Below are 24,341 nucleotides of genomic sequence, written 5' to 3' on the forward strand. Positions count from 1 at the left end.
AATTTCAGCAACTAGTTCTTCATCAAGTTCTGTTTTACTACAGATTTAGGTACCGGTTTAACATCCCAGACAATACCCATGAGTTCTAAAAGTTTGATTAGGTAATAAGTAATGTCAATTTCCCACCATCGAAAACCCTGACGTGCTGATGCCGGATAATGATGGTGGTTATTATGCCAACCTTCGCCAAGTGTAATGAGGGCAAAAAACAGATTATTTTTACTGCTGTCCGAGGTTATATAACGTCTTGTACCATAGACGTGGCATAAAGAATTAATAATAACTGTTGTATTAAACACTGCCACTAAGGAAACGCTAAAACCCCAGACTAACATCTCACCAATACCCGTGTTCCATTGCGGTTTATAAGTCTGGAGTATCCAACCAATTATGAAAAGAACAAGAAACAATAATGCTGGCATTAAAATGTCATAGCGTTCAAGAAAAACGAGTTCTGGATATTGCTCCAAATCCCTAACTCGTTCCGGGTTATAGTGGTAATGTTTTTTTGTTAAAAACCAACCTACATGACTCCACCAAAACCCATGTTGAACTGGGGAATGAGCATCTTCTGGCGTATCAGACACCATATGGTGCTGCCTATGGTGGGCTGCCCACCAAAGAGGACCGCGCTGGGCTGACGTTCCTGCAACGGCAGCAAAAATGAATTGCCAAAAGCGATTGGTTTTGAATGCCTTATGAGAAAAATAGCGATGATAAAAAGCACCAATAGTAAACAAACGAAAAAAATAAAGAATCACTGCGACACTCAAGGCAATCCAACTGAAATGCACATAGAAAACCAGAAGACAGCTAAGGTTAATCATAATGAAAGGAATCGCCCGAATCCAATCAATTTTATTGCTTAATGATTCATCAGGGTTGTAATTATTTTCGCTCACAATCCAACTGTGTATCAAACATCCTAAAGACTTCATCACATTAATCCCTAATTCTTCTCTAATTCCAAACCACTCACCTACTGAATAATTAATTATTCTTGGTGTACTTTGCTTTTGAATAAAGAGGTATATAATCAAAACATTGTGGTCCGCTTTCTGAGCCGCATTCATCGTACGTATTATCAGCACATAGAAAAAATTCCTCAGCTCCATATTCTGCTGCTCGAGACATCGCCTCGTCAATAGAGTTGAAATGCCATAATTCCTTTCCCTTATGAATAAATTCATCAGAATCTTTAGCGATAATTTCAACGATGTATTCATGAAGTTCGATTGGTGAATAAATCAAAGCGATTGCTTTGGAACCATGCTTAGCCTGATTAATTAAACCTTCGCGTGTTTGATTTGCCATGACTCTATTCCTCATGAAACAGTATTAGCTAAATTATAGCTGCCATTTTACTAATGCGTTGAAAATCGCCTAATGGTAATGCTCCTCTGTTTTACCTCTAAAAAGAGAATAGGCATATAAGGTGTAGGCAAGTAATATCGGTAACATAATAACCACGCCGACTAATATAAATGTAAGTGTCGAAGATGGGGCTGCCGCTTCCCAAATAGTAATCTGATGTGGAATCAAATAAGGATACACACTAATCGCTATGCCGATATAAGAGCACAAAAAAATGATAATGCTGTAAATAAAGGGCTTGCGCTCATTATTTGAATTTAAAGATAAGTTGCTCCAAGCAAGATAAATCGCCAATGCAGTAATTAAAGGCAGTGGACTTAACCATAAAAAATTTGGATATTGATACCAACGATTAAAGATTTCAGCACTGTGCAATGGGGTCCAGATGCTGACAAAGACTAAAAAGAAACTCACAGCAATCAGTAAGCCACGGGCATAGTGGACCATTTTACTCTGAAGTTTGTCCCTGCTTTTGATAATCATCCATGTTGCACCAAGAAGCCCATAACCACTTACTAGAGCAATTCCAGTAAATAAGCTAAACGGAGTCAACCAACTGGACTGAGTAATTGCCATCGTCTGAGGATTCATTGAAAACCCTTGAACAAAACATCCAAGTATGATTCCTTGAAAAAATGCGGCTGCAATCGAACCAATCGCGAATAACCAATTCCATACAGGTTTCGACTTTTCCGCTTTAAAACGAAACTCAAAGCTAACACCGCGAAAAATCAAGGCAATCAACATAAACATAATAGGTATATAAAGAACAGGCAAAAGAACCCCATAAACCTGAGGAAATCCTCCATACAATATAGCCCCACCAAAAACAAGCCAGGTTTCATTGCCATCCCATACTGGAGCAATTGAATTCATCATCTTATCTCGTTCACTTTCACTGCTTGTAAATGGAAATAAAATTCCAATCCCTAAATCAAAACCATCTAAGATGACATACATCATGACAATAAAAGCAAGTAATACAGCAAATATGAGTGGAAGCATTATTTTTTCTCCACATTTAAATCAGTCATGTATTGAAATGCATGATGCTCGACTTGTTCTTGTTCAATGACTTCAGGACCTAAACGAATGAGCTTCAATAAATAATAGAGATAAAACCCAAAAACAACTCCATAAGCAAGAATAAGCAGAACAAAAGAGATAATCACATCTTCAGCACTGATTGCAGAGACCGCATCATGAGTTTTTAATAACCCATATACTACCCAAGGTTGCCTTCCAATTTCAGCTGTAAGCCATCCAGAAATACTGGCTATAAAACCGAGCGGTGTCAGTGCAAAACACCAATAATGAAACCATTTTGCCTCATACACTTTGTTTTTGTAACGAAGAAATAGTCCAACAACAGCTGTGGCGAACATTAAAAAACCGATGCCTACCATAATTCTAAATGAGAAAAATACTGGAGCAACTCTGGGTTGTTGGTCAGGTGTGACTGAGTCTAAACCCACCATTTTGCCATCCCAATCATGAGTATTGATAAAACTTGCAAGTTTAGGAATCTCAAAAGCATAGTTATTTTGTTGTTGCACCTGAGAGGGCCAAGCAAATAATACTAAGGGCGCACCGTTTTGAGTATGCCACAGTCCCTCCATGGCTGCTGTTTTAAGCGGTTGATGCTCTTTAACCATCAGCCCCACAACATCACCAACCCCAATTTGAACAGGAACAAGAATTAAAGCAGCCCAAAGTGCAAAAGACATCGTTTTCTTTGCTGCATCGATTGCTTTTTTGCGCAGCAAATAATAAGAAGCAACACCCATGATGACAAAGGAAGTTGTTACATAAGAGGCCAAAATCATATGGATAAACCGAGGTATAAATGATGGGTTCATCACCACAGCCCACCAACTGGCAACTACATACTTCCCAGCAATTACCTCATACCCGCTAGGCGTTTGCATCCACGAATTTGCAGACATAATCCAAAATGCAGAAATGGTTGTCCCGATGGCAACGAGTAAGGTTGCAATAAAATGCAATAACTGCGGCACTCTATTCCAACCAAAGAGCATTACTCCCAAAAAACCTGCTTCAAGAAAAAAGGCCGTGAGTGTTTCATAGGCAAATAATGCACCCAAAACATTGCCGAACTGGGTGATAAACGGACCAAAATTTGTTCCAATTTGATAGGCAAGCACAATCCCTGAAACAACACCCATTCCGAAGGTAAGTGCAAAAATCTTAGTCCATAGTTTACATATTTCGAGATAAACCGAATTTTTTGTTCTTAGCCAGCAAAATTCCATGATGACCAAGAATACAGCCAACCCTAAATTCAATGTTGGAAATAAAATATGAAACCCAATACTAAAACCAAATTGGGCACGTGACAGTATTTCTACCAGCATTTCATCACTCCGCTTATTAGCAAATGAGATTTGCAACGCAGATGCTTATGTTCAATTAGGAAAGATCATTTACTTATAGATAACTTCTCTCTGCATTACTTAGCCTAATATCAAATTATCGTATAAGTACAATAATTTATCAAATATAAGAGTGTTTATTATTTATAATAAATAATTAATAAGCTTACTATGACAAGAGCCGTCACTCTTGTGCGCATCTTAAAATAGGAACCATCCTCATATTTGTGCTTTAGAAGCAAATAATCTAAGCCCCAAAGTAGTAAGTAAATTGGTACTAAAAACAGGGGATAAGCCAATGTCCTAGCACTGCTCCACAAAATCCAAAGGATTAAGACAGTTATGACACTTGCAAAGAGAATTAAGTTGTACGTTGAATTCGAACGTATCACATATCCCCAGTGGGTTCCTGCCATGAAACTGGCAATAAGAGTTGCATAAGAATAAAGTAATGGTTGGGTAGGACCAAGATAGGGAAGCTCGTTAAGTCCTAAAGTGGAGCACAATGCAGCGACAAGAAAAGGTATAGCGCCTAAATAGGTTAAAATTTTAACAAGGCTATTTTTTTGTGTCATTGGATTATCCTTTTCCTATAAGTCAATGTGATTTGTTCCTAATTGCTTTTAACTCTGAAATGAATTAACAGTGTTTCTCAATCTAACAAAAAATATTGAACTTTTAAATTTCATCAAGCATAGTAAATCTAATTATCGTTTTTGTGAATTAGTATGGCTCGTTATTTAGTTATCGCGGCAAGCAGTGCAATTGGGCAATCGGTTACCACTTTTTTGATAAATCGCGGCGACACGGCATTCACTACCGCAAGGAACAATCATAAAATTAATCCCGATTTTTTACTTGATGCCAGTGATTTTCATGCGGTCAGTGACGTTTTTCGCAAGGTTGGCAGCATTGATGGTGTTGTTAATTGCGCAGGCTCGTTACTCTTGAAAAGTGCTCACTCGACAACATTTGAAGAGTTTCAATCCTGTATTAATGCTTCGTTAACCTCAGCATTTGCCACAATTCGTGCTGCTGGTTTGATGATGAAGAAAGGCGGCTCAGTAGTATTGATTTCATCAGCAGCAGCATTGGTAGGCCTTGCAAATCATGAGGCAATTGCTGCAGCAAAAGCGGGAGTTATAGGTCTTGCTCAAGCAGCCGCTGCTACGTATGCCCCCAATAATTTAAGAGTCAATGTGGTAGCGCCTGGCATGGTCAATAGCCCATTGACATCTCATTTATTAAATAATCAGTTCGCTCATAATGCATCCAAAGCGATGCATCCTCTAGGACGTATTGGGACACCAGAAGATATTGCTCAGGCGATAATATTTTTACTAAGTCCAGAAAACAGCTGGATAACTGGGCAAGTTCTTGCGGTGGATGGAGGCTTAAGCCATGTTCGTCCTAAGATGAAAATTTAACTCACAAATAAAAAACAATTTATGACTAAACTCTGCTTTATTTTAGGCGATCAATTGAGTGACACGTTGTCTGCATTGAGTGGAATCAATAGATATGATGATGTTGTATTGATGTGTGAAGTTACAGAAGAAGCAACTTACGTAAGTCATCATCCTAAAAAAATTGCATTTTTGTTCTCCGCAATGCGTCATTTTGCTCAAACACTTAAGGTGAAAGGATATCATGTCCGTTACACAAAGTTTGATGATCCAAACAATCAAGAAAGTCTGGCCAAAGAACTGATTCGCGCCGTTGAAGAGATAAAACCCTCAGCAATAAGTGTTACTGAGCCAGGGGAATGGCGCGTTCTTCAAATGTTTAAGGATTTGCAAAGTAAGTTACCCGTTCCATTAACAATTTACGAGGACAATCGCTTTCTATGCACTATCAATGAATTTATAGATTGGACCAGAGGAAAAAAACAACTGCGCATGGAGTTTTTTTACCGGATGATGCGTCAAAAATATCGTATATTAATGAATGACAAGAGTAATCCAATCGGGGGCTCTTGGAATTATGATGCGCAAAATCGTAATCCTGCAAAACACATTCCCTCATTTCCGAAACGCTTGGATTATCCAGAAGATGAGATTACTGCCGAAGTTTTGAGTTTGGTTGCAACACATTTTTCAAAACATTTTGGTCAATTACATCCCTTTGACTTGGCAGTGACTCGTGCTGATGCTTTATTGGAAGCAAACTATTTTATAGAGCATTGTCTTATCTCTTTTGGTGACTACCAGGATGCAATGCTAACCAATGAAACAAATTTGTATCATTCAAAACTGTCGTTTTATCTTAATTCAGGACTGTTATTACCCATAGAACTCTGTCATATGGCAGAACAAGCTTACCTGGAACAAAAAGCACCTCTTAATTCAGTAGAAGGATTCATACGTCAGATTTTAGGATGGCGGGAATATGTTCGTGGTATATATTGGCATTTTATGCCTGCTTACAAAGAAATGAATCACTTTCAAGCCAAAAGAGATTTGCCTGCATTTTTCTGGGGAGCAGATACTAACATGTTCTGTATTAAGGAAGTAGTTCGTCAAACTTCAGTAGAGGCTTATTCGCATCATATCCAACGACTCATGATAACCGGTAATTTTGCATTACTTGCTGGCATTAATCCACAACAAGTCTGTGAATGGTATCTTGCAGTGTATGCTGATGCTTATGAGTGGGTAGAACTCCCTAATACTTTAGGCATGGCACTTTATGCTGATGGTGGTTTGATGGCCAGTAAACCCTATGCTGCTAGTGGAAAATACATTCAACGCATGAGTAATTTTTGTGAATCATGCTCCTATAATCCAAATGAATTATTAGGAGAAAAAGCCTGCCCATTTAATGCATTATATTGGAATTTTCTTAAACAAAATGAAGAGAAGCTGAAACATAATCCTCGACTTCACTATGCTTATATGAATTGGCAAAAAATGGCCCCTGATAAAAAAGAAGCCATACATACTCAGGCTCAAAAAATCATATCTTCTATAGATTCAGGCCGTCTTTAGGCTTACGTATTAAGAGTCCAAATGATTCCATTGAGATAGCTTGCAAAAATCAGCCACAAAAAGTAGGGAGTCATTAGTAAGGTAATTGCTTTATCCTTATTTTTCATGGTTATTAAAATAATGGCTGCATTAAAACCCACCATCACTAATATCCATAAAAAACTAAATCCCAGCCAGTGCAATTGAAAAAAAAGCGGTGTCCATATCCAATTCATTATGAGTTGAACTAGATAAAGATTAAGGATCGTTTTAGTTTGAGGCTTATGCCGATTTTGCCACAAGGTGAAACCAACAATCGCAAGAAATGCGTATAAGATTGACCACACAACGGAAAATACCCACCCTGGAGGGGTTAGAGTTGATTTGTGCAGGGCTTGATACCAAGAATGGATATTCGCTTGGGTCAATAAACCTAAGAAAAATCCAATCATCTCAAAAAATAAAATCCAAACAATCGGTTTAATCCCGCTGGTTTTGTTCAAAATCCTTCCTCCATATTTGGGTTAACCCCTCACGAAATGAAGGATAGTGTAAAACAATCTTGAGTTCCTTTTTTATTTTTAAATTAGAGACACGACGATTGCTCAAATAAAATTCTTGCTCTCTTGGTGATAATGAAGTTTCTTCAAACGGGATTAAAGGCAATGGCGACTGATTAAGTAATGAAGCAGCATAAGCATCAACCTCATGAGATGCAGCTGGTTCATCATCAGCGACATTGTAGGTAGATAAATGATGTGGGTTCTTTATTGAAGCAAGAAGTATTGACACAATATCATCAACATGGATACGGGAAAAGACCTGTCCCTCTTTAAAAATACTGTATTTTTTCCCCGATTTAATTCGCTCCAGTGGATTTCTTTGCGGTCCATAAATCCCCGCCAGTCTGAAAATATGTAAAGGGAGTTGGTTGCTTTTTGCATAAGAAAACCATGCATTTTCTGCTTCCAAACGTAACATTCCAGAAGCACTTTTTGGTCTACAAATACTTTCTTCATCAACCCAATTTCCTTGATAGTCTCCATAAACACCAGTAGATGAAAGATAACCTAACCATTCAATATGTGCTGCATTCCTCTTAATCAATTCTGAATAATAAGACAATACGAGATCACCAATACGAGCATCAGGTGGGACACTAACCAATAAATGTGTGGATTGACTAAGGGAGTATTCTATATCTGCAGCCTTAAAATCAATAAGCTTGATTTTTGCGGGATGAATCATTACTTTTTTGCTTTCCTGACGTGTTGTTCCAACAACGTTAAAACCGAGTTGAATCAGTGTATTAGCAAGACGATTGGCCGTGTAGCCAAAGCCGAATATAAAAAAAGAAGGAGTCATTTGAGGCCCTTCTTTTTTAACTGATTGTAATAATTTAAAGCCCTCGTCCTGGCCTCATGATGATTAATAATTGGCATGGGATAGTGTGAATTTAAATAAAATCTCTCTGAATCAATGGATTCCCAAGGCGCATGGATTGCTTGACTTACTAATTGAGAAAGCTCAGGAACCCATAGACGAATATAACTGCCCTCTGGATCAAATTTTTGACTTTGTAGTACTGGATTGAAAATACGAAAATAAGGTGCTGCATCAGCACCACATCCGGCCACCCATTGCCAACTCGCACTATTATTTGCTAAATCTGCATCTACAAGAGTATCTAAAAACCAATCTGCGCCCAAACGCCAATCAATGAATAGCCCCTTAGTAAGGAATGATGCAACAATCATACGGACACGATTGTGCATATAGCCTGTTGCCCATAACTCTCTCATTCCCGCATCAATGATTGGATAGCCGGTCAAACCTTTTTGCCAGCACGCTAATAGTTGCTCATCATTGTGCCAAGGAAAGGCATCAAACTCATTGCGGAAATTCTCTGATGGAAGTTTTGGAAAATGATACAGTAAATAAAATGAAAATTCCCTCCATCCCAGTTCTGATAGAAAATGTTCCGCTGAAGCGAAATCGCAGCTGGGATCAAGCTTTGCGAGTTCAATTGCCCTTAAAATAGTCCATGGGCTGATTTCGCCAAAATGTAAATGGGGCGATAAACGTGATGTGGCATTTTTTATAGGAAAATCACGATTTTTTTTATACCCATTAAGATGAAGCTCTATAAACTCATCAAGTTTATGTTGTGCACCATCCTCTCCTGGTGACCAATAATCACTAAATCGTACCGCCCAATTAATCGTAGGTAATAAGTTCCACTCCAAAAGCTTATCGCTTTGCACTTCAATTCCAGCAGGACGATGCTCTAAACGCCTGGATGTTTGCATATGAAGCATTTGTTTACAGTGTTTCCAGTAGGGAGTAAACACTTTAAAATAATCGCCGGTTTTATTTTTAATCGTCCAAGGTTCATGAAGCAGACTTCCATTAAAACTCTTAACTTCAATACCCTGCTCCAATAAAGTGGTTTTAATCTCTTTATCACGGGAAATAGCAGCTGGCTCATAACAGCGATTCCAGTATACTGAGCTGACTGAAATTTTCTTAACCAACTCTAAAAGAATCGCTAAGGGTTCGCCCTTGCGAAGAATAAGATTTAATCCAAGCTTTGCTAGGGAGTTACTTAAAGAAGCAAGGCTATGATGAAGCCACCAGGCTTGAGCACCTCCTAAGACACTATTTTTTTCATCATAAATATACAGCGGAATAACAAACTCATGCTGAGAACAAGCCTCGATAAACGCAGGATTATCATTCAATCTTAAATCGAAACGAAACCAGACTAATGCGATAGTCATATAAATCTCAAACAGAAACGATAATTATCAAATGTACCAATTTATCTGATAAATTAATAGAAATGCGAAGAACCTTAAATCGATATCAAGAATGCAATTCTAGAATAATATAAAAAATCGGAATGAGTTTGAAAAAATTTCATAATGAAAATCACTTGCGCAAAAGCCATCACAGCAAAATTGCATAGAGTTTTCTTAGACCCCATCCTGCGATGGTTTAGAAATTGATAAATACTGTTCGAGAACCTAAAATATTGCTCCATAACGCCCTATAAAAACATAGAACTCAGAACCCTAAAACTGTAGTTCACTCGGACGAATAAGCTCAATATCCCAATTGGCTTGATGATGTATTAATCGTTTTTCAAATGCTGGTCGAAGAAATTGAGTTAAATGGTTTTCTTTATAGTATGTTATGAAGCGAGAAGCATAAGCAAATCTATCAATATCAGATATTTTTTCATCACTAAGATATTTAATAGCCTGCATGCTTGCGGAACTTGAAAAGAACCAATTTAACCTTAATAAGCCCGATAAACCGCAACATCTTGATGATTTGTGCTGATAATAATCCTTAATGACACAGGCGATTTCACCCAGGGAGAGTTTCGGATAATTCTCTTTTTTGTTATACATGAAACGCTCACCTTGTTGTCCTTGCTCTCTAAATAGCTCTAATTTTGTTTTTTGGGCTCTGTATGTTTGATGGAGATTTGATTTTTCCGGTAGATCATTAGAAAGAAACTGAAGCATAATTGCTCCGTTTTCATGCTCTTTATATTTTTTGAGTGAGTTTAAAAATGAATGCGTCATGATGGCTGCTTCTTTTGTGTTTGCATCAAGATAGATAAGATTAATCTGCAACTTTCCTTTAAAGTCATCAAGCAAGCCATCTTCTTTCATTTGATCAGCAACTTTGGGGATTAAGAGGGAGTTTTTATTTTGATCAATGACCCTTAGATGCAAAGACAAATTTTCAAAAAACCTCAATGTTTCAGTTTCTACATACTCAAGCCCATGAAGAAGAGACTTTTTGCCAGGTTTGCCCGAAAAGAGTACGGAAATTTTGCTGTTGTCCGGTAATTGACTTAATTTTTTCTCCCCATAATAGCAGAGTATAATTTCGTTCTTTTGCTTGTCTTCCAATAACAACCATTCTTCGATAATTTTTTTTAGATTTGGCGGAACTTCTTTCTTTTTAAAAGGAACAAATAAATAATGACTCATTTGAAACAAACCTCTTTAAATGTATCATTTAAGTAAACTTTTGTAATAATTATATCAAAATCGACCGAAGATGAATAGTATTTAATCTTTATGACACAAAGAAAAGCAAAATTATTAAGAGTAAATCACACGTGATGCTTTCTTTTAAACTAGTAGCTCAAAATTGGGATAATTTGGTTTATCAAACCTTAGAGTTTTTTCAAATAAATACTCTAAATCAAGCAAACATAATCGATTAAATTAATAGAAGAATTTGATGCTCATCCTTACTATGGCTCATAATAATCGCTTTACATTTGTATAGCTGGAATTTTTTTCTATGTCATAACAATCTAAAAAAGGCACAGTTCCTAAAAATGGCGCATTAATTCTATTTTGTAATGAGGAAATATTCTCATCTATGACTTGCATATTTTGATCGATTACGTTTGCAACCCATCCAGCGAGAAAAATATTTTTTCTTTGCATGTCCGCTTGAGTTAATAATGCATGATTAATACATCCAAGGCGTATCCCTACAACTAAAATCACTGGCACATGAAGTTCGACTACAAAATCAGCAAGCGTTTCGTCATCGTTTAAGGGCACTTGCCATCCACCGGCTCCTTCAATCAAAACAAGATCTGCTTTAAATTTTATTAACGAGGAAATTCTATTTTTTAATTGATTGGCAGTATATTTTTTATTAATTTTTTGGGCAGCGATATGCGGTGCAATAGGAGGCTCAAGTGAAATTGGATTAACCAGTCGATAAGGTAATTTAATGGAGGAGTATTTTTGTAACATCAATGCATCTTCACTAATTAGGCCTTTTTTAGTCTTATTACAGCCCGATGCAATAGGTTTGCAACCTATTGTTGAATATCCCATTTTATTGAATAAATGTAAAATAGAGCAGGATATAGTTGTCTTACCTACGTTTGTATCAGTACCAGTAACAAAAAAACGCATTTTTTCACCAACAAGATATGTTCTAATCTCAATAATATGTCATTTACTTCGAGCTTAAAGAAACAAAAATTAAAGATTACTAATTTTTTTAAGCCGATATAAACCTCTCGTAATCCTTAAAAAAGATAGTGTACAGTAGTATTGTTTTGTCATTTCTCTTAGTCACCCTTAATTTCTATTTTATTATTCGATATTAAGTGAAGGTTCCATAGTCGAGATAATTCCTTGAGTACGGCCTCGCCTCGTATACTTGTTCCTGTCTTATCAAGATTTGGTGAATAAACAGCTATGGCCATTTTATTGGGAATAACAGCAATGATTCCCCCACTTACGCCACTTTTAGCAGGAACCCCTATTGTCACAAACCAGCCCCCACTTCGCTCATAGATTCCGTTGACTACCATTTCAGATAAAACATCTCTTACATACTTAGGCGAGAGAACCTTTTGGTGGGTTTTAGGATTGATCCCATTATTTGCAAAAGTAGCACCTATTAAAGCTAAAGACTCAGTATTGACCATCAGAGCACAAGCTTTTGTGTATCGATCTAAAACTTCTTTTGGATCCCCAATTAACATTCCATAAGATTCGAGTAGGTGACTAATCGCCCTATTTCGTTGATTTGAAATGGCTTCAGAATGGTAAACTCTCTTTCCTAAGAATATCTGTTCACCACCTAACTCTTTGATAAACGAGACCAGCCGATTCCACTTTTCTTCTGAGTCTTTTCCTCTTATAAAACTGGTTGTTTGTATGGCACCAATATTGACAAAAGGGTTATGGCTTTGATGGTTTTCTATTGATTTGATGGAGTTAAATTGCTCACCGGTGGCTTCAAGGCCTACTTTGTTAAAAATGACTTTTTCTCCATTGTCTTGTAGTGCTAGAGCATAGGCAAAAATTTTTGAAATGGATTGCAAAGAAAAATTCGCATGTCTATCTCCTATTGACATGACTTTTCCATCGACTGTCATAACGGAGATTGCAAACAGATCAGAATCTGCTTTTGCGAGTTCAGGAATGTAGGATGCGGGCTTTCCTTGATAGTTAGTTTTATATTTATCATAAACCTGTTTTAGGGTAGCGTAGTCAGGAGATACGAAAGCACCTGCTGCAGAAAAAGAACAAAAAAAGCTTAGTATTAATGCTGTAATTTGATAGCGCATTTTATCACCAAAGTTGATCATGAGTTGTTGATACGAGTGTGATTATACTTCATCGAAATACATTAGTTAATTTAATAATTCTAATTTCATCAATAAGCAATTCTAATTAACACTGTGAAAATTTTAGGCCCTACCATAAACATAGGGTATAAATAGGGGACCTCTGGCCGCATCCCAACAATAAAGTTGGGATGGAATAATATCAAATTGATATTTGGAGCAACGAGTAGGATTGATTCGATTAAACATCAAAGTAATCATTGTTCCACCCAATTATAGATCGCGCAAATAAATCAAGTTACCTTTTTCTCCCCAAAATAACCTTGAATAGAGGCAGAACAATAATGGCGCCCATTGGTCTTTATTTAACCTCTGTAGCAAGATTCTTTTGATTGAAATAAACTGCAAGCGCCCTGCTCGGCTTGGCTAAATTGAGCTCTTAAACTTGCAAATAACTCTCTACCGCAACCTTCATAAAGGCCCAGATTGTTAAAAACAGCCCTCGACCGACGTTGTAACTCATCATCTGAGACCAATAACTGCAAGATACTCTGTTCTGCATCGATTAAAATGATATCTCCAGTCTTTATTCGAGAAAGCACCTCATTATCTAGCGCCTCTGGAGTAACATGAATTGCTGCAGGAACTTTACCTGAGGCACCTGACATACGCCCATCAGTGACCAGAGCCACTTGATACCCTTTATCCATGAGTACCCCAAGCTTAGGCGTTAATTGATGTAACTCCGGCATACCGCAGGCCTTAGGTCCCTGAAAACGCACGACCACAATACAATCCTGCTCTAAATGACCCTCTTTAAAAAGCGCTTCAAACTCATCTTGACTAGAACAAACTACAGCAGGGGCTTTAATTTTGTCTTTTCCTGCAGTAAGTCCCGAAGTTTTAATCACACAACGGCCTATATTGCCACTTAATACCTGTAAACCACCATGGTCTTTAAATGGAGTTTGAGCTCCAACCAGTACATTTTCGTCACTAGAGGCTTTGGGTCCAGGAACCCAAACCAGTTCATGGTTATCCAATAAAGGTTGATGCGTATAACGCTCTAATCCCTTACCCATTACGGTATCTACATCATGGTGCAATAACTCAGCATCAAGAAGGGTATGAATAAAATATGCCATTCCCCCTGCATGTTGAAAATGATTGATGTCCGCATAACCATTAGGATAAATTTTCGCAATTAATGGAGTCACTGCAGAGAGTTGCGCAAAATCATCCCAATTAACCGAGTAACCAGCCATTGCAGCAATCGCAATTAAATGCATGGTGTGATTTGTTGAGCCCCCTGACGCCAACAAGGCTACAATCGCATTTACAATATTTTTTGCATCCATTAATTGACCGATGGGCGTGTACTGTGTCCCTAAATCAGTGAGGGACAAAACCCTTTGTGCCGCAGTTCGGGTCAATGCCTCTCGCAAGGGCGTGCCTGGGTTAATAAACGATGAACCAGGAAGCTGTAATCCCATCACTTCAATGAGTAATTGATTCGAATTTGCAGTGCCATAAAAAGTACAGGTGCCTGGAGCATGATAAGATGCGGCTTCTATTGCAAGCAAGGTTTTTCGATCGGCTTTGCCTTCTGCATACAACTGGCGAATACGCGCTTTTTCCTGATTAGGAACTCCTGAAGGCATGGGACCTGCAGGAATAAAAATAAACGGCAAATGCCCAAAACTCAAAGCAGCCATGAGTAGCCCGGGAACAATTTTGTCACAGATCCCAAGCATTAACCCACCATCAAACATGTTATGCGACAAACCAACAGCCGCAGACATGGCAATCACATCACGACTTAAAAGGCTTAATTCCATTCCAGGTTGGCCTTGGGTGATTCCATCGCACATTGCAGGTACACCGGCTGCAAATTGTGCAACGCCACCAGAATCAGTAATGGCCTGTCTAATTAGTGCAGGATAATCTTGATAGGGTTGATGGGCCGAGAGCATGTCGTTGTATGCGGAAATAATGGCAATGTTTGCCTTAGTGAGGCCACTTAAATGGTCTTTATCTTGCTTAGAGCAAGCTGCAAAACCATGGGCCAAATTACCACAGTGTAATACACGCCTTTGTGGGCCTTTGATACGTGATTTTTCGATGTGATTTAAATAGGACTCTCTTCTTTGCTTGCTGCGCTCACGAATTTTCTCAGTAACATCAACAACTACGTGATGCATTATTCTCTCCTTTGGTAAATAGTGACTTTTAAGCGGGGAAAATTATATTTTATCCGACCTGTCATGAGGTCTCATTTTCATCAATTGCTATCAGTTAAAATACTCCGCAGTATTTTTTTATCTTACTTCTCCAAATTCGTTGAAGAGAAGAAACGGACCAAATGTTTTAACTCTTCCTGTTGCACCTGGGCATTTATCCAATTCAGTTGCACCTGGGTGGTTAATTGCTCTCGTTGATTCACCAGAAACAAAGTACTATCCCCTTCATGGAATTTTTTTGTTTCACCTTGTTGCACCTTTAGTGCCAAATGATATTCTTTTTTTAAGAAAGCGACTTGTTGGTGGATTCTTCTTATCCCGATATAAAGATTAGTGAGTTCATTTCTAAGCTGCTCATACATAAACTTTTTTTCTGCTCTTATTTGCTCGAGCTCACTTTGGGTACGAATTAATTTGCCTTTGGCTTCTCGTTGTAATACTGGGAATTTGAAAGTAACTCCGATAAAAGCTGCCTCAGGAATTAAAGCAGGGTATCCTCCACTACCGTATTGCTTAAATGTAGATGCAGTGGCATCCAAATTGGGCAGTAACTCATTTTTCGCTAAATCACGCTTAAGTCGAATTATTTTTGAGTAGTTTTGCAGTTTCTTTAATGCAGGATGGCGAGCTAACTGAGGTACTCCTTGTGCGAGTTGACGTGATTGCATCAAAACATGGGTAGGCAGACTTTTTTCCAATGGAATTTTGGGGTTCCCTCGTTCGTCTCGATAATACAAAGATAAATTAATCGCAGCTTGTTCCAATATCATCATTCCTTGGTTAAGCAATTGCTCTCTTTGGACTATTTGTTGCATGTTTTCAGTGATTGCAAGTTGAGCAAGATCGCCCTGATTTGCTTGCTGTTCAATGGCAACTTGTCGCTTTCGCGCTAACTTTAATAGCTGTCTAAAAGTTTTTAATTGCAATCCTGCTTCTACCCATTGCCAATAGGCTTTAATCGTTTCTTGATATATTTTAATTTTAATTGCTTCCGAATCATGTTTTTTCAATTCAATCGACTCGGCAGTAGTTAATAAATTGGTTCGCTCCTTATCAATCAATCGATCTCGAAGTAAAGGAAGTGAAAGACCGGCTCGATATTCTCCACCTGAATTCGTTAAGTAGTTTTGATAATAAATAGGCCAGTTTCCATTGCCATTTCGATAACCTGCAAATAATTTGACTCCATTATAAAAAGTAGGCACACTAATCTGGGTATCGCCATAATTATTAATATAACCACCCGCGGGCTGCGATCGAGTAGTAGCATCAAGAGAGGGATCAAACTTTCCCAATGCACTTAAATGAGCCCCTTGAGCCTTGGTAATTTCCAGACGCGCTATTTTAATTTTTGGATAATAATGAGAAACACTCTGAAGCACCTGATCTAAGGTTAATTGATGATGTTCACTTGCCATACAGACAACTGAGGGAAGAAAAGAGATAAAACCTAAAATGAGCTTATATTTAAAACCATTATGGGCGAAAAATCGACTCATGACTGACTCTTCTCTGGAGTGCTTTCGGGTGGAAAACCATTAAATTGTCGCCACAATTCATACCATAAAGGGACTTGGCCTAATTGAATCCACCCATGAACACGTACGCCCTGCCTTAAAAATCGTGGTTGAGGCCAAGGCTCATCTGGAACAATGACTGCACGAAATGATCCCATCCCATTGTCTGTAGGATCTATGAAGGCTACAGTACCTCCAAATGTACCTACAGCAATTTCTGGCCAACCTCTAAATTGGATCGCTGGCCATCCTTCAAACTGTAGACGCGCTTTTTGATGAAGCCGCACAAACGGAATATCATTGCCATCAATCCATAACTCCACCGCGCGCGATTGCGTATCGGGAATAATTTGTGCCAAAACATCCCCTGCTTTAACGACGACACTCTCTTGACCTGTCAATCGTTTAAAAATTACTCCCGGTACATGTGCTTTTATGAGTTGTGTTTGCTGTCGTGCGATGCGCACATCAACATCGACCAGATCAATATTTGCTTGTGCTAATTCACTTTGGTATTTGGAGTATTCTATTTGAGCCAATTCAAATTGACGCTTTGAGTTAATTCCTTGCTGATACAATCGTTTTTGTCTTTCTAGATTGGCTTTTCCAGCCAGAATTGATTGCTCTGCTGCCCCTATCCGCAATCCGATTGCTTTTTTTTCTAATTCCAATCGCTTCAATAACTGTGGATCATTATCAGTGATTTCAACGAGAAGATCGCCAGGTTGTACCTTCATTCCCTCATCGACATACCATTTTTTAATGCGCCCATTGATTGGCGAGTTCACCGTATGAAGTCGTTCAGTCGGGGAATAAGCGATCACTTTCCCATTACCAAGAGCAAACTGTTGCCACGGAGTGGCACTTAAAAATAAAATGATAATCAACGCAATAAGAACAATTATTTTGGCGATTTTTTGCGGTTTTGGGAGTTTTGCAATCATCGTATAAGCATGTAATTTCATGGAAGCACCGCGTAATTTGATAGTTCTTTAAACTCATTAGTTTGGCTGACTACAATCAACAAGGTATTTTTTAAGTTCAGCAATGATGCCATGAGAAAGTCCGTTTTATCTCGTTCCAATCCATCAAAAGTTCGGTCAATAATAAGTAACTGAGGCTCAAGCAAAATAATTCGTACTATCATAAGAGCAATAAGCTCAAACTCTGTAAACTCATTTTGCCAATCATAAATAATCGCTTTTAAACCTAAAGGGTGATGCATTATTTTTTCAGAAAGCCCAAAATGATTTAACTGCTCCATCATCAGTTTGGGAGAGATATTCTTATGATTTAATGCTAAGTTGTCATAAATGCTACCTACAAACCATTCAGGTCTGCGTAACAGCAAACTGTATTGCCGAAGTGCTGCCCGATGTTCTTCATTGCATAAATGTTGATTGACTAGGACGTCCATATCGTATTTTTTTCCGAATCCTAAAAGGGATTCAGAAAATGTTTTGCAACTCTGTGCATCTTGAGAATAAATAAAGAGAGGGTTATTCAAAGTGGCAATGATTTGACGCTTATCTCTGAATTTTATTTCTATCGTTTGGATGGGTACAAATAGCGCATTAAGATCGATTTTAATTTCTTCTAAGGGTAAATTGAGGACTACATCAATTTTATTTTTTGAGGCAATTAAATCATAATAATTCTCAAGAAGAACCCCAAATCGTTTAAATGCATAAATCAAGGCACCAAGGACAATTTCAGCAGCTACGAGTTGTCCTAAGCTCAATTGATTTTTAATAACGAGATACCCTCCTAATCCCAGAAGGAGGCTGCTTGAAAACGCAGAAAGGAGATAAAAACCAATTTGATGCTTGATGAGTTGTTTGAAATGAGTATTTCTTGCATTTAAAAAAGAAACCAAATGCTTGTCGGACTCTAAAGTGGCATAGTGATTGTAATTACTAAAGCGAAATAAAAATCGATTAATTAAAAGCTCCTCCAGCCAGGCACCCACGTGATGTTTTTCTGCGCATTCTGTTTTTGCACTATCTAATCCCTTGCGATATGGGATGAAAATAATGAGCAGGATACTGAGGATAATAAAAGCGTCAAAAATGATAAATAGGGGATGATAAATGAGAAGAAGCAACAACCCCAAAAAGAGCTGTAATCCTAAATTCACCCCATAGAGCAAAAGACTGGAAAGTGATTTTTTGAGGGTAACCACCTCAAAAAAGCGATTCACCAGCTCAGGACCATGATGCGTTGAAAAACTATCTAGCGACAGGCGGGTAAAATGATTGGTGAGGTTTAGACTTATTTTTACCATCAATTTTTGCTGAATGACTTCAAGAATTACGGTTTGCCAAACATTTAAGGCACCAAGTGCAGCCATTAAGATAAACACGATAAGACTCAAAGTCAGCACAGGCTGCATTAATTTTCCAAATGCAATTAAATTGATTAATGTCTGTGCTGCAATGGGGATACTTAATGTTAATAAGCTTGCTATTATGCTAATAAGTGCAATCGATATCAGTGTTGGTTTTATCTAAAACATCAGTAATTGAATTCATTTCTTTACTCATTATGCTTATTCAATCTTAAAAAACTAGTGCTTTAATTTTTTCAATATAAAAAACTCTAGCGATTCAATCGCTTTACTGTGCTCTTTCTTTTTTAACAAGGATACATGAATATCGTTTAGTTGAGGTAAAAAATCCTCATCAAGTCGATCAAGATCACTGGGAATCATACTGCGCTGTATCGCAGTAATCCCTAATCCTGCGCGTACTGCAGCCATTTTTCCAGCATAGCTTGGACTACTAAACACAAGACGCCAGTTTAAGTGGTGTTTTTCTAGAGAATCAATCACGTTGCCACGATAGACACAAGGTGTTGGTGAAAGCACCAGAGGAATTGGCGTGCTTTTGTTGAATTGAGTGAGAAGTTCTCTTTTCGCCACCCAATCAACTGGCTCATTCCAAACATCTACACCTTCAGCAATTTGATTTCGCCGATTGGTTTTGATTAATATCAAATCAAAATCGCCATGATTAAATCGCTCGATTAAATTAAGAGTCAGCTCACACTCGACATTCAGCATCACCCTCGGATGAAGTCGTGAAAACTCAACCAGTACATCGGATAAAATCATTGAAGCAAAATCCTCAGGCAAACCAAAACGAAGCTCCCCATGAAGCTCTGGTGCTTTAAACCGGTCCAGTGACTCCCGATGAAGTTCATAAATCCTTTTGGCATAACCTAAAAAAAGTTCTCCATCAGGGGTTAGAGACAACTCACGTCCGCGAAGAATTAAAGGCTTTTCAATCAGTTGCTCAAGTTTTGCAATCTGCTGACTGATTGCGGATTGAGTACGTCCCACCCGAAGGGCTGCTTTGGTAAAACTCTGTGTTTCTGCAACCGCCAAAAAGCATTGCAAGGTGACCGTATCAAGACTCATTAGAATCCCTAATGTTAAATATAAAAATTATTAATTTCACTTATATAAGATAATCTAATATATTTACATTGCATCAAAACAATTTCTAATGAGGAATACTGTGAATACAATAATACTTCTTTTATGTGGTGCACTTCTGGCATGCCCAACCCTCGCCCTACTCATAAACTGTTTTAATGGCAGGGAAAGGGCTAGCTCTGCCGCTTCCTTGGCAAGTCTCTTTATTGGTTTTGGATTTATAATTGGTCTTTTTTTATTGGGGCACTTAAGCTTTTCAGAAATGCCGGTGACTTATCTGCTCATCAGCTTTAATACCTTAAGCTTGTTATTATGTTGTTTAATTTTACTAGTAAGCTTTGTTGTCCATCGATTTTCCATAAGATACATGGATGGCGACCGACTTTATTGGCGGTATTTTTGTAACTTAGCTGCTATTACGCTTAGTGCTGTAGTTATGGTTCTTGCCGACAACCTCTTTCTATTCTGGCTTTCCTGGTCGCTAAGTAACCTGTTATTAATTGTGTTAATGGTGCATAAAAGCGAATGGGCTGCCGCAAGAAATTCGGGACGACTTACCCTAAATACCTTACTAGTAGGGAGTATCAGTTTATTAGCCGCCTTTATGTTAATAACCTTCAGTACTGACACTGCTTCCATTCAAGCTTTAAATCAGAAAGATATAGCAAGCTCCTCTGTGTTTTTGCCTGCGATGACTCTGATTACGCTCACCGCATTAACTCAATCCGCTATTTGGCCGTTTCATCGCTGGTTGATTAGCTCTTTAAATTCACCAACTCCTGTTTCTGCGCTGATGCATGCAGGTCTTGTCAATGGCGGTGGAATACTGATTGTAAAGTTTGCCCCACTCTTTGCAGCGTCGAACCACTTGCTGATGATTGTATTCGTTCTGGGTGCCATCTCAGCATTCTTAGGAACCTTTTGGAAGCTGATGCAACATGATATTAAGAAAATGCTGGCTTGCTCCACTCTAGCGCAAATGGGATTTATGATGATGCAATGCGGCCTAGGACTATTTGCCGCCGCTGTAGCTCACTTATGTTGGCATGGTTTATTTAAAGCCTACTTATTCTTGAGCTCAGGCTCGGCCGTTGCACAAAAAAGCAATGAACCTAAAGTGCATGCATATAAACCACTTCTGTTTTTGATTGCAAGTAGTGGCGGCTTCTTAGGTATGCTTGGTTTTGCCTTCATGACGAATAAGCCCATCCTATCTCTGCAAGCAACCTCATTCTTACTGGTATTTGCATTCATTGCAGGAACCCAACTGATGCTCGCAGTAATGAATAATCGCTTGTCCCTCATCAATATGGCGATTGGGCTTTTGATGTCTTCCTTGGCCGGTTTGGTTTATGGCGCTAGCATTCATCTGATTGAATTACTTATTCCAAACTTAACTCAGTTTTACTTACCTAAGCTATCCATACTGCATCTGATTACCTTAGTTCTGCTTGTAGCACCTTGGTTACTGTTTAACCTTGGATTGATGAAAAAAATTAAAGAATCGAATTTCTGGTGCAAACTTTACATGAGCTTACTTAACCAAAGCCAGCCCTCTCCCAAAACAGTAACCACACTTCGGTCTGATTATAAATACTAATTATTCTAAGGAGTAACCATGAGTACCGCAAAAGTCATAACAAACGATGAAAAAACAAATGAGCATCCTATGAAAACAACTACTTCAGTCAAGGCCCCAAGCAAAAGCCTCGAAGTACGCGCCTTAATAGACAATGCCGCCCAACGTATTGCTCCGGTTTGGCCGCTAGAAACATTTATCGCATGCAACCCCTTACAAGGATTTGAAGCACAAAGCTTTGAAGAAGCCATAGCACAAGGGGGTTTTCGACGAAAGGAAGCTCCACGCAATCGTGCCTTAGAAAACGTCAACCTGCAAATGATTAAATGGTGTGGTGGCTTTTTTGATGCTGGACAAGGTGCCATCGAAATGCCCTACAAAGACAAGGGGTTTTATTATGGATTTTTAAAGCTAGCGTGTTTTGACAAAAAACTGCATGACAATAAAAAGGAAGCAAAACAATGGATATTGACTTTGCCTGAGTCTGCAGAAGAAGCAATTATTCTTTGTCTGCAAAAACTTAAGGTACCCAAAGAGAAAACTGAAGAGTTCTTCACCCAAACTTTTCTTTATTTACCGGGATGGGCAGGGTTTGTAAAATGGAAAACCCATTGGCACAATCCCACAACAGAAGACAAACAACCGGTGACACTGGCTGAGTTACTTGCGGTGCGGTTGGTCATTACCTGTTTGCTTTGGCCTGAAGCAGCCCAGGAAAAAAAAAGCGAAGAAGATGGTTCTTTGGCTCAAAAAGTGCTTGAGCAATTAAAAGAAAATGAAAAAAACTACGAGCAGACATTGCTAAAAACGCTGTTGCCTGCAGTTAAGCGGTCAGCAACAATAACTAAAAGAGCGGATGCACAACTGGTGTTTTGTATTGATGTCCGCTCAGAACCCATAAGACGCGCAATCGAAAGGCTGGGAAACTATGAAACCCTAGGATTTGCTGGCTTTTTTGGTATACCCATTCGCGTACAGGAATTTGAAAGTGGTAAAACAAAAGACTGCTGCCCAGTATTATTAAAACCTCGTTATCGTGTTGATGAAAAGCCATATGAAGTAAATAGCTTTCTTATGGAACAACATCAACAGGGAAAGACGATTAAAACTACCCTCGGCAAAATCTATCAGGAATTAAAATATAATTTTGCTACACCTTTTGCTTTGGTTGAAACCCTTGGTGCTTGGTATGGCCTGAAGATGGTGTTGCAAGCGCTTGCTCCAAGTTATACCAAAAAAACAAGTCACGCATTAAATCACTTGATTGCACCTCAACTTCAAACTGAGCCCTCGTTTGAATTAGATGAGGATAATTTGGAGCACGGTATTGCTCTAAGCGAGCAGATTGATTATGCCGAGACTGTACTGCGACTCATGGGACTTACTTCAGGTTTTGCAAAACTGATTATTCTTTGTGGTCATGGAAGTACCACCGAAAACAATCCCTACGCATCTGCTCTTGATTGTGGTGCTTGTGGTGGTAATCATGGCGGAACGAATGCCAAGCTTTTAGCCAGAATCCTCAATAAAATAGATGTTCGAAGAGCATTAGAAGAGAAAGGAATTCACATTCCAATGGACACGCTTTTTTATGCTGCACTTCACAATACCACCACGGATTCTATTGAACTTTATAACCTGAACACAGTTAAAGTTCTTTATCCAAATCTAGTCAATCAGTTACGTGTTGATTTGGAGGAGGCAAAATCGAGCAATAATTTAGAGCGAGGTCAAAAATTAAATTCAGCTCATCCAGAACAAGACATTCAGCGAAGAAGCCAGGATTGGTCGGAGACACGCCCTGAATGGGGGCTAGCACGCAATGCTGCTTTTATTGTGGCGCCACGCTCCTTAACAAAAAACATCAATCTTGATGGACGATGCTTTTTACATTCCTATGACTGGGAAGAAGACTACGAGGGGAGTTTCCTAGAAACGATTCTCACTGCACCCATGGTGGTTGCCCAATGGATTAATACGCAATACTTGTTTTCAACCTTGGATAATGTGGCTTACGGAAGTGGCAGCAAAATCACCCACAATGTCACCGGTAAAATGGGCATCATGCAGGGAAATGGCAGTGATTTAATGCATGGACTTCCTTTGCAATCGGTAATGAGTAGTGATGAGAGCCCCTACCATCAACCGCAACGTTTGCTGACCGTAGTTTATGCACCACAAGCACTGGTATCAAAAATTATCGAGCGACAAGCGATTTTAAAGACCCTGTTCTTCAATGAATGGGTTCATCTCATCGTCATAAACCCCACTGATGGTCAAGCTTACAAATTGAATCAAAACGGCAATTGGATTTTAACACACTAAAATGAGGAGAAAAAAAATGAAGGTTATTAAAGTTCAAGAACGAAAGGATATTGGTATTAACCTCCATCCGATGAAAAAAATAGAAATCATTGTTTCTGGCGAGCATGAGCAGCTCATCAGCTCGATGATGGAAGAGGCAAAAGTCACGGGATTTACCTTATTTAGAAACATTTCCGGTAAAGGCCATAACGGATTTCATGAGGGAAAAATATTATTTAACGACAGGGCTTCACTCATTATGTTTCTTGCAGTAGCTCCAGAGGATGTGATTGCAACTCTTGCTTTAGGAATGAAAACTTTATTTCAACAGAACTCAGGTGTAATGTTTGTTTCTGATGTTGATGTGGCGCGAATGGATTATTTTCACTCAGTCACTGGAGCTTAATC

At 38.6% G+C, this 24,341-nt stretch carries 21 protein-coding genes; 5 read left to right on the top strand and 16 right to left on the bottom strand.

Annotated features, from left to right (window positions below; translation table 11 throughout):
• Positions 1-11 precede the first annotated feature (11 nt).
• The 5 genes from Lani_RS19360 to Lani_RS19380 form a co-directional block, all read right to left on the bottom strand.
• Positions 12-938 carry an acyl-CoA desaturase gene (locus Lani_RS19360; protein WP_019233934.1) on the bottom strand — a complete coding sequence of 309 codons (927 nt, stop codon included), beginning with the start codon at positions 936-938 and terminating at the stop codon, positions 12-14.
• 52 nt (positions 939-990) lie between these two features.
• Entirely contained in the window at positions 991-1,314 is a 324-nt protein-coding gene (locus Lani_RS19365) for a hypothetical protein (RefSeq protein WP_019233933.1), read from the bottom strand.
• A 69-nt stretch (positions 1,315-1,383) separates the two neighbouring features.
• A complete protein-coding gene (gene cydB / locus Lani_RS19370) occupies positions 1,384-2,379 on the bottom strand; it encodes a cytochrome d ubiquinol oxidase subunit II (RefSeq protein ID WP_019233932.1) in 996 nt (331 codons plus the stop codon).
• Complete coding sequence (locus tag Lani_RS19375) at positions 2,379-3,749, bottom strand: cytochrome ubiquinol oxidase subunit I (RefSeq protein ID WP_019233931.1); 1,371 nt, start codon at positions 3,747-3,749, stop codon at positions 2,379-2,381. Before Lani_RS19375 ends, cydB begins: the two co-directional genes overlap by 1 nt.
• A 158-nt stretch (positions 3,750-3,907) precedes the next feature.
• A complete protein-coding gene (locus Lani_RS19380) occupies positions 3,908-4,342 on the bottom strand; it encodes a DUF3429 domain-containing protein (RefSeq protein ID WP_019233930.1) in 435 nt (144 codons plus the stop codon).
• A gap of 153 nt (positions 4,343-4,495) precedes the next feature.
• Between Lani_RS19380 and Lani_RS19385 the strand changes: the two genes are divergently transcribed.
• Positions 4,496-5,194, top strand: coding sequence for an SDR family oxidoreductase (locus tag Lani_RS19385; RefSeq protein ID WP_019233929.1), 699 nt, complete (start codon positions 4,496-4,498; stop codon positions 5,192-5,194).
• 21 nt (positions 5,195-5,215) lie between these two features.
• Positions 5,216-6,754, top strand: coding sequence for a cryptochrome/photolyase family protein (locus tag Lani_RS19390; protein ID WP_019233928.1), 1,539 nt, complete (start codon positions 5,216-5,218; stop codon positions 6,752-6,754).
• Positions 6,755-6,756: 2 nt separating this feature from the next.
• Here Lani_RS19390 and Lani_RS19395 read toward each other — a convergent pair whose 3' ends face one another.
• From Lani_RS19395 to Lani_RS19445, 11 genes are all read right to left on the bottom strand, one after another.
• Positions 6,757-7,236: a TspO/MBR family protein gene (locus Lani_RS19395; RefSeq protein ID WP_019233927.1), complete on the bottom strand. Its 480-nt coding sequence runs from the start codon at positions 7,234-7,236 to the stop codon at positions 6,757-6,759.
• Entirely contained in the window at positions 7,214-8,098 is an 885-nt protein-coding gene (locus Lani_RS19400; RefSeq protein ID WP_019233926.1) for an SDR family oxidoreductase, read from the bottom strand. The genes Lani_RS19395 and Lani_RS19400 overlap by 23 nt, the downstream gene beginning before the upstream one ends.
• Positions 8,095-9,513, bottom strand: a complete 1,419-nt coding sequence (locus Lani_RS19405; RefSeq protein ID WP_019233925.1) for a cryptochrome/photolyase family protein — start codon at positions 9,511-9,513, stop codon at positions 8,095-8,097. The genes Lani_RS19400 and Lani_RS19405 overlap by 4 nt, the downstream gene beginning before the upstream one ends.
• A 294-nt stretch (positions 9,514-9,807) precedes the next feature.
• Positions 9,808-10,740, bottom strand: a complete 933-nt coding sequence (locus tag Lani_RS19410; protein ID WP_019233924.1) for a hypothetical protein — start codon at positions 10,738-10,740, stop codon at positions 9,808-9,810.
• A gap of 276 nt (positions 10,741-11,016) precedes the next feature.
• Positions 11,017-11,691, bottom strand: coding sequence for a dethiobiotin synthase (bioD, locus tag Lani_RS19415; protein ID WP_019233923.1), 675 nt, complete (start codon positions 11,689-11,691; stop codon positions 11,017-11,019).
• A 158-nt stretch (positions 11,692-11,849) separates the two neighbouring features.
• Positions 11,850-12,857: a glutaminase A gene (glsA, locus tag Lani_RS19420; protein WP_019233922.1), complete on the bottom strand. Its 1,008-nt coding sequence runs from the start codon at positions 12,855-12,857 to the stop codon at positions 11,850-11,852.
• Between the two features lie 365 nt (positions 12,858-13,222).
• Positions 13,223-15,058, bottom strand: a complete 1,836-nt coding sequence (gene edd / locus Lani_RS19425; protein WP_058388756.1) for a phosphogluconate dehydratase — start codon at positions 15,056-15,058, stop codon at positions 13,223-13,225.
• A gap of 122 nt (positions 15,059-15,180) precedes the next feature.
• Entirely contained in the window at positions 15,181-16,596 is a 1,416-nt protein-coding gene (locus Lani_RS19430) for a TolC family protein (RefSeq protein ID WP_019233275.1), read from the bottom strand.
• The gene (locus Lani_RS19435) at positions 16,593-17,579 is read right to left on the bottom strand and encodes an HlyD family secretion protein (protein ID WP_019233274.1); all 987 of its coding nucleotides are present in this window, start codon (positions 17,577-17,579) and stop codon (positions 16,593-16,595) included. The genes Lani_RS19430 and Lani_RS19435 overlap by 4 nt, the downstream gene beginning before the upstream one ends.
• The gene (locus Lani_RS19440) at positions 17,576-19,120 is read right to left on the bottom strand and encodes an ABC transporter transmembrane domain-containing protein (protein WP_317851295.1); all 1,545 of its coding nucleotides are present in this window, start codon (positions 19,118-19,120) and stop codon (positions 17,576-17,578) included. The genes Lani_RS19435 and Lani_RS19440 overlap by 4 nt, the downstream gene beginning before the upstream one ends.
• Before the next feature lie 60 nt (positions 19,121-19,180).
• A complete protein-coding gene (locus tag Lani_RS19445) occupies positions 19,181-20,032 on the bottom strand; it encodes a LysR substrate-binding domain-containing protein (RefSeq protein WP_019233272.1) in 852 nt (283 codons plus the stop codon).
• A gap of 88 nt (positions 20,033-20,120) precedes the next feature.
• On the opposite strand from Lani_RS19445, the gene Lani_RS19450 reads away from it, so the two are divergent.
• Genes Lani_RS19450 through Lani_RS19460 form a run of 3 tightly spaced genes read left to right on the top strand, consistent with a single transcriptional unit; the run spans position 20,121 to position 24,339 of the window.
• The gene (locus Lani_RS19450; RefSeq protein WP_085956435.1) at positions 20,121-21,650 is read left to right on the top strand and encodes a proton-conducting transporter transmembrane domain-containing protein; all 1,530 of its coding nucleotides are present in this window, start codon (positions 20,121-20,123) and stop codon (positions 21,648-21,650) included.
• A gap of 18 nt (positions 21,651-21,668) precedes the next feature.
• On the top strand, positions 21,669-23,954 hold the full coding sequence (locus Lani_RS19455) for a DUF2309 domain-containing protein (protein WP_058388757.1): 2,286 nt from the start codon (positions 21,669-21,671) through the stop codon (positions 23,952-23,954).
• 16 nt (positions 23,955-23,970) lie between these two features.
• Positions 23,971-24,339, top strand: coding sequence for a P-II family nitrogen regulator (locus tag Lani_RS19460; RefSeq protein WP_019235744.1), 369 nt, complete (start codon positions 23,971-23,973; stop codon positions 24,337-24,339).
• The last annotated feature ends 2 nt before the right edge of the window (positions 24,340-24,341 follow it).

This window comes from Legionella anisa (assembly GCF_001467525.1).
In the GTDB taxonomy this organism is placed as follows: Bacteria; Pseudomonadota; Gammaproteobacteria; order Legionellales; family Legionellaceae; genus Legionella; species Legionella anisa.

Excerpts from the sequence above, each read along its gene's own strand:
- Lani_RS19405 (WP_019233925.1), bottom strand. The coding sequence starts at position 9,513 with ATGACTATCGCATTAGTCTGGTTTCGTTTCGATTTAAGATTGAATGAT.
- Lani_RS19390 (WP_019233928.1), top strand. The coding sequence starts at position 5,216 with ATGACTAAACTCTGCTTTATTTTAGGCGATCAATTGAGTGACACGTTG.
- edd (WP_058388756.1), bottom strand. The coding sequence starts at position 15,058 with ATGCATCACGTAGTTGTTGATGTTACTGAGAAAATTCGTGAGCGCAGC.
- Lani_RS19430 (WP_019233275.1), bottom strand. The coding sequence starts at position 16,596 with ATGAGTCGATTTTTCGCCCATAATGGTTTTAAATATAAGCTCATTTTA.
- Lani_RS19380 (WP_019233930.1), bottom strand. The coding sequence starts at position 4,342 with ATGACACAAAAAAATAGCCTTGTTAAAATTTTAACCTATTTAGGCGCT.
- Lani_RS19450 (WP_085956435.1), top strand. The coding sequence starts at position 20,121 with ATGAGGAATACTGTGAATACAATAATACTTCTTTTATGTGGTGCACTT.
- Lani_RS19385 (WP_019233929.1), top strand. The coding sequence starts at position 4,496 with ATGGCTCGTTATTTAGTTATCGCGGCAAGCAGTGCAATTGGGCAATCG.
- Lani_RS19365 (WP_019233933.1), bottom strand. The coding sequence starts at position 1,314 with ATGGCAAATCAAACACGCGAAGGTTTAATTAATCAGGCTAAGCATGGT.
- Lani_RS19375 (WP_019233931.1), bottom strand. The coding sequence starts at position 3,749 with ATGCTGGTAGAAATACTGTCACGTGCCCAATTTGGTTTTAGTATTGGG.
- cydB (WP_019233932.1), bottom strand. The coding sequence starts at position 2,379 with ATGCTTCCACTCATATTTGCTGTATTACTTGCTTTTATTGTCATGATG.
- Lani_RS19435 (WP_019233274.1), bottom strand. The coding sequence starts at position 17,579 with ATGAAATTACATGCTTATACGATGATTGCAAAACTCCCAAAACCGCAA.
- glsA (WP_019233922.1), bottom strand. The coding sequence starts at position 12,857 with ATGCGCTATCAAATTACAGCATTAATACTAAGCTTTTTTTGTTCTTTT.
- Lani_RS19445 (WP_019233272.1), bottom strand. The coding sequence starts at position 20,032 with ATGAGTCTTGATACGGTCACCTTGCAATGCTTTTTGGCGGTTGCAGAA.
- Lani_RS19410 (WP_019233924.1), bottom strand. The coding sequence starts at position 10,740 with ATGAGTCATTATTTATTTGTTCCTTTTAAAAAGAAAGAAGTTCCGCCA.
- Lani_RS19460 (WP_019235744.1), top strand. The coding sequence starts at position 23,971 with ATGAAGGTTATTAAAGTTCAAGAACGAAAGGATATTGGTATTAACCTC.
- bioD (WP_019233923.1), bottom strand. The coding sequence starts at position 11,691 with ATGCGTTTTTTTGTTACTGGTACTGATACAAACGTAGGTAAGACAACT.
- Lani_RS19360 (WP_019233934.1), bottom strand. The coding sequence starts at position 938 with ATGAAGTCTTTAGGATGTTTGATACACAGTTGGATTGTGAGCGAAAAT.
- Lani_RS19455 (WP_058388757.1), top strand. The coding sequence starts at position 21,669 with ATGAGTACCGCAAAAGTCATAACAAACGATGAAAAAACAAATGAGCAT.
- Lani_RS19400 (WP_019233926.1), bottom strand. The coding sequence starts at position 8,098 with ATGACTCCTTCTTTTTTTATATTCGGCTTTGGCTACACGGCCAATCGT.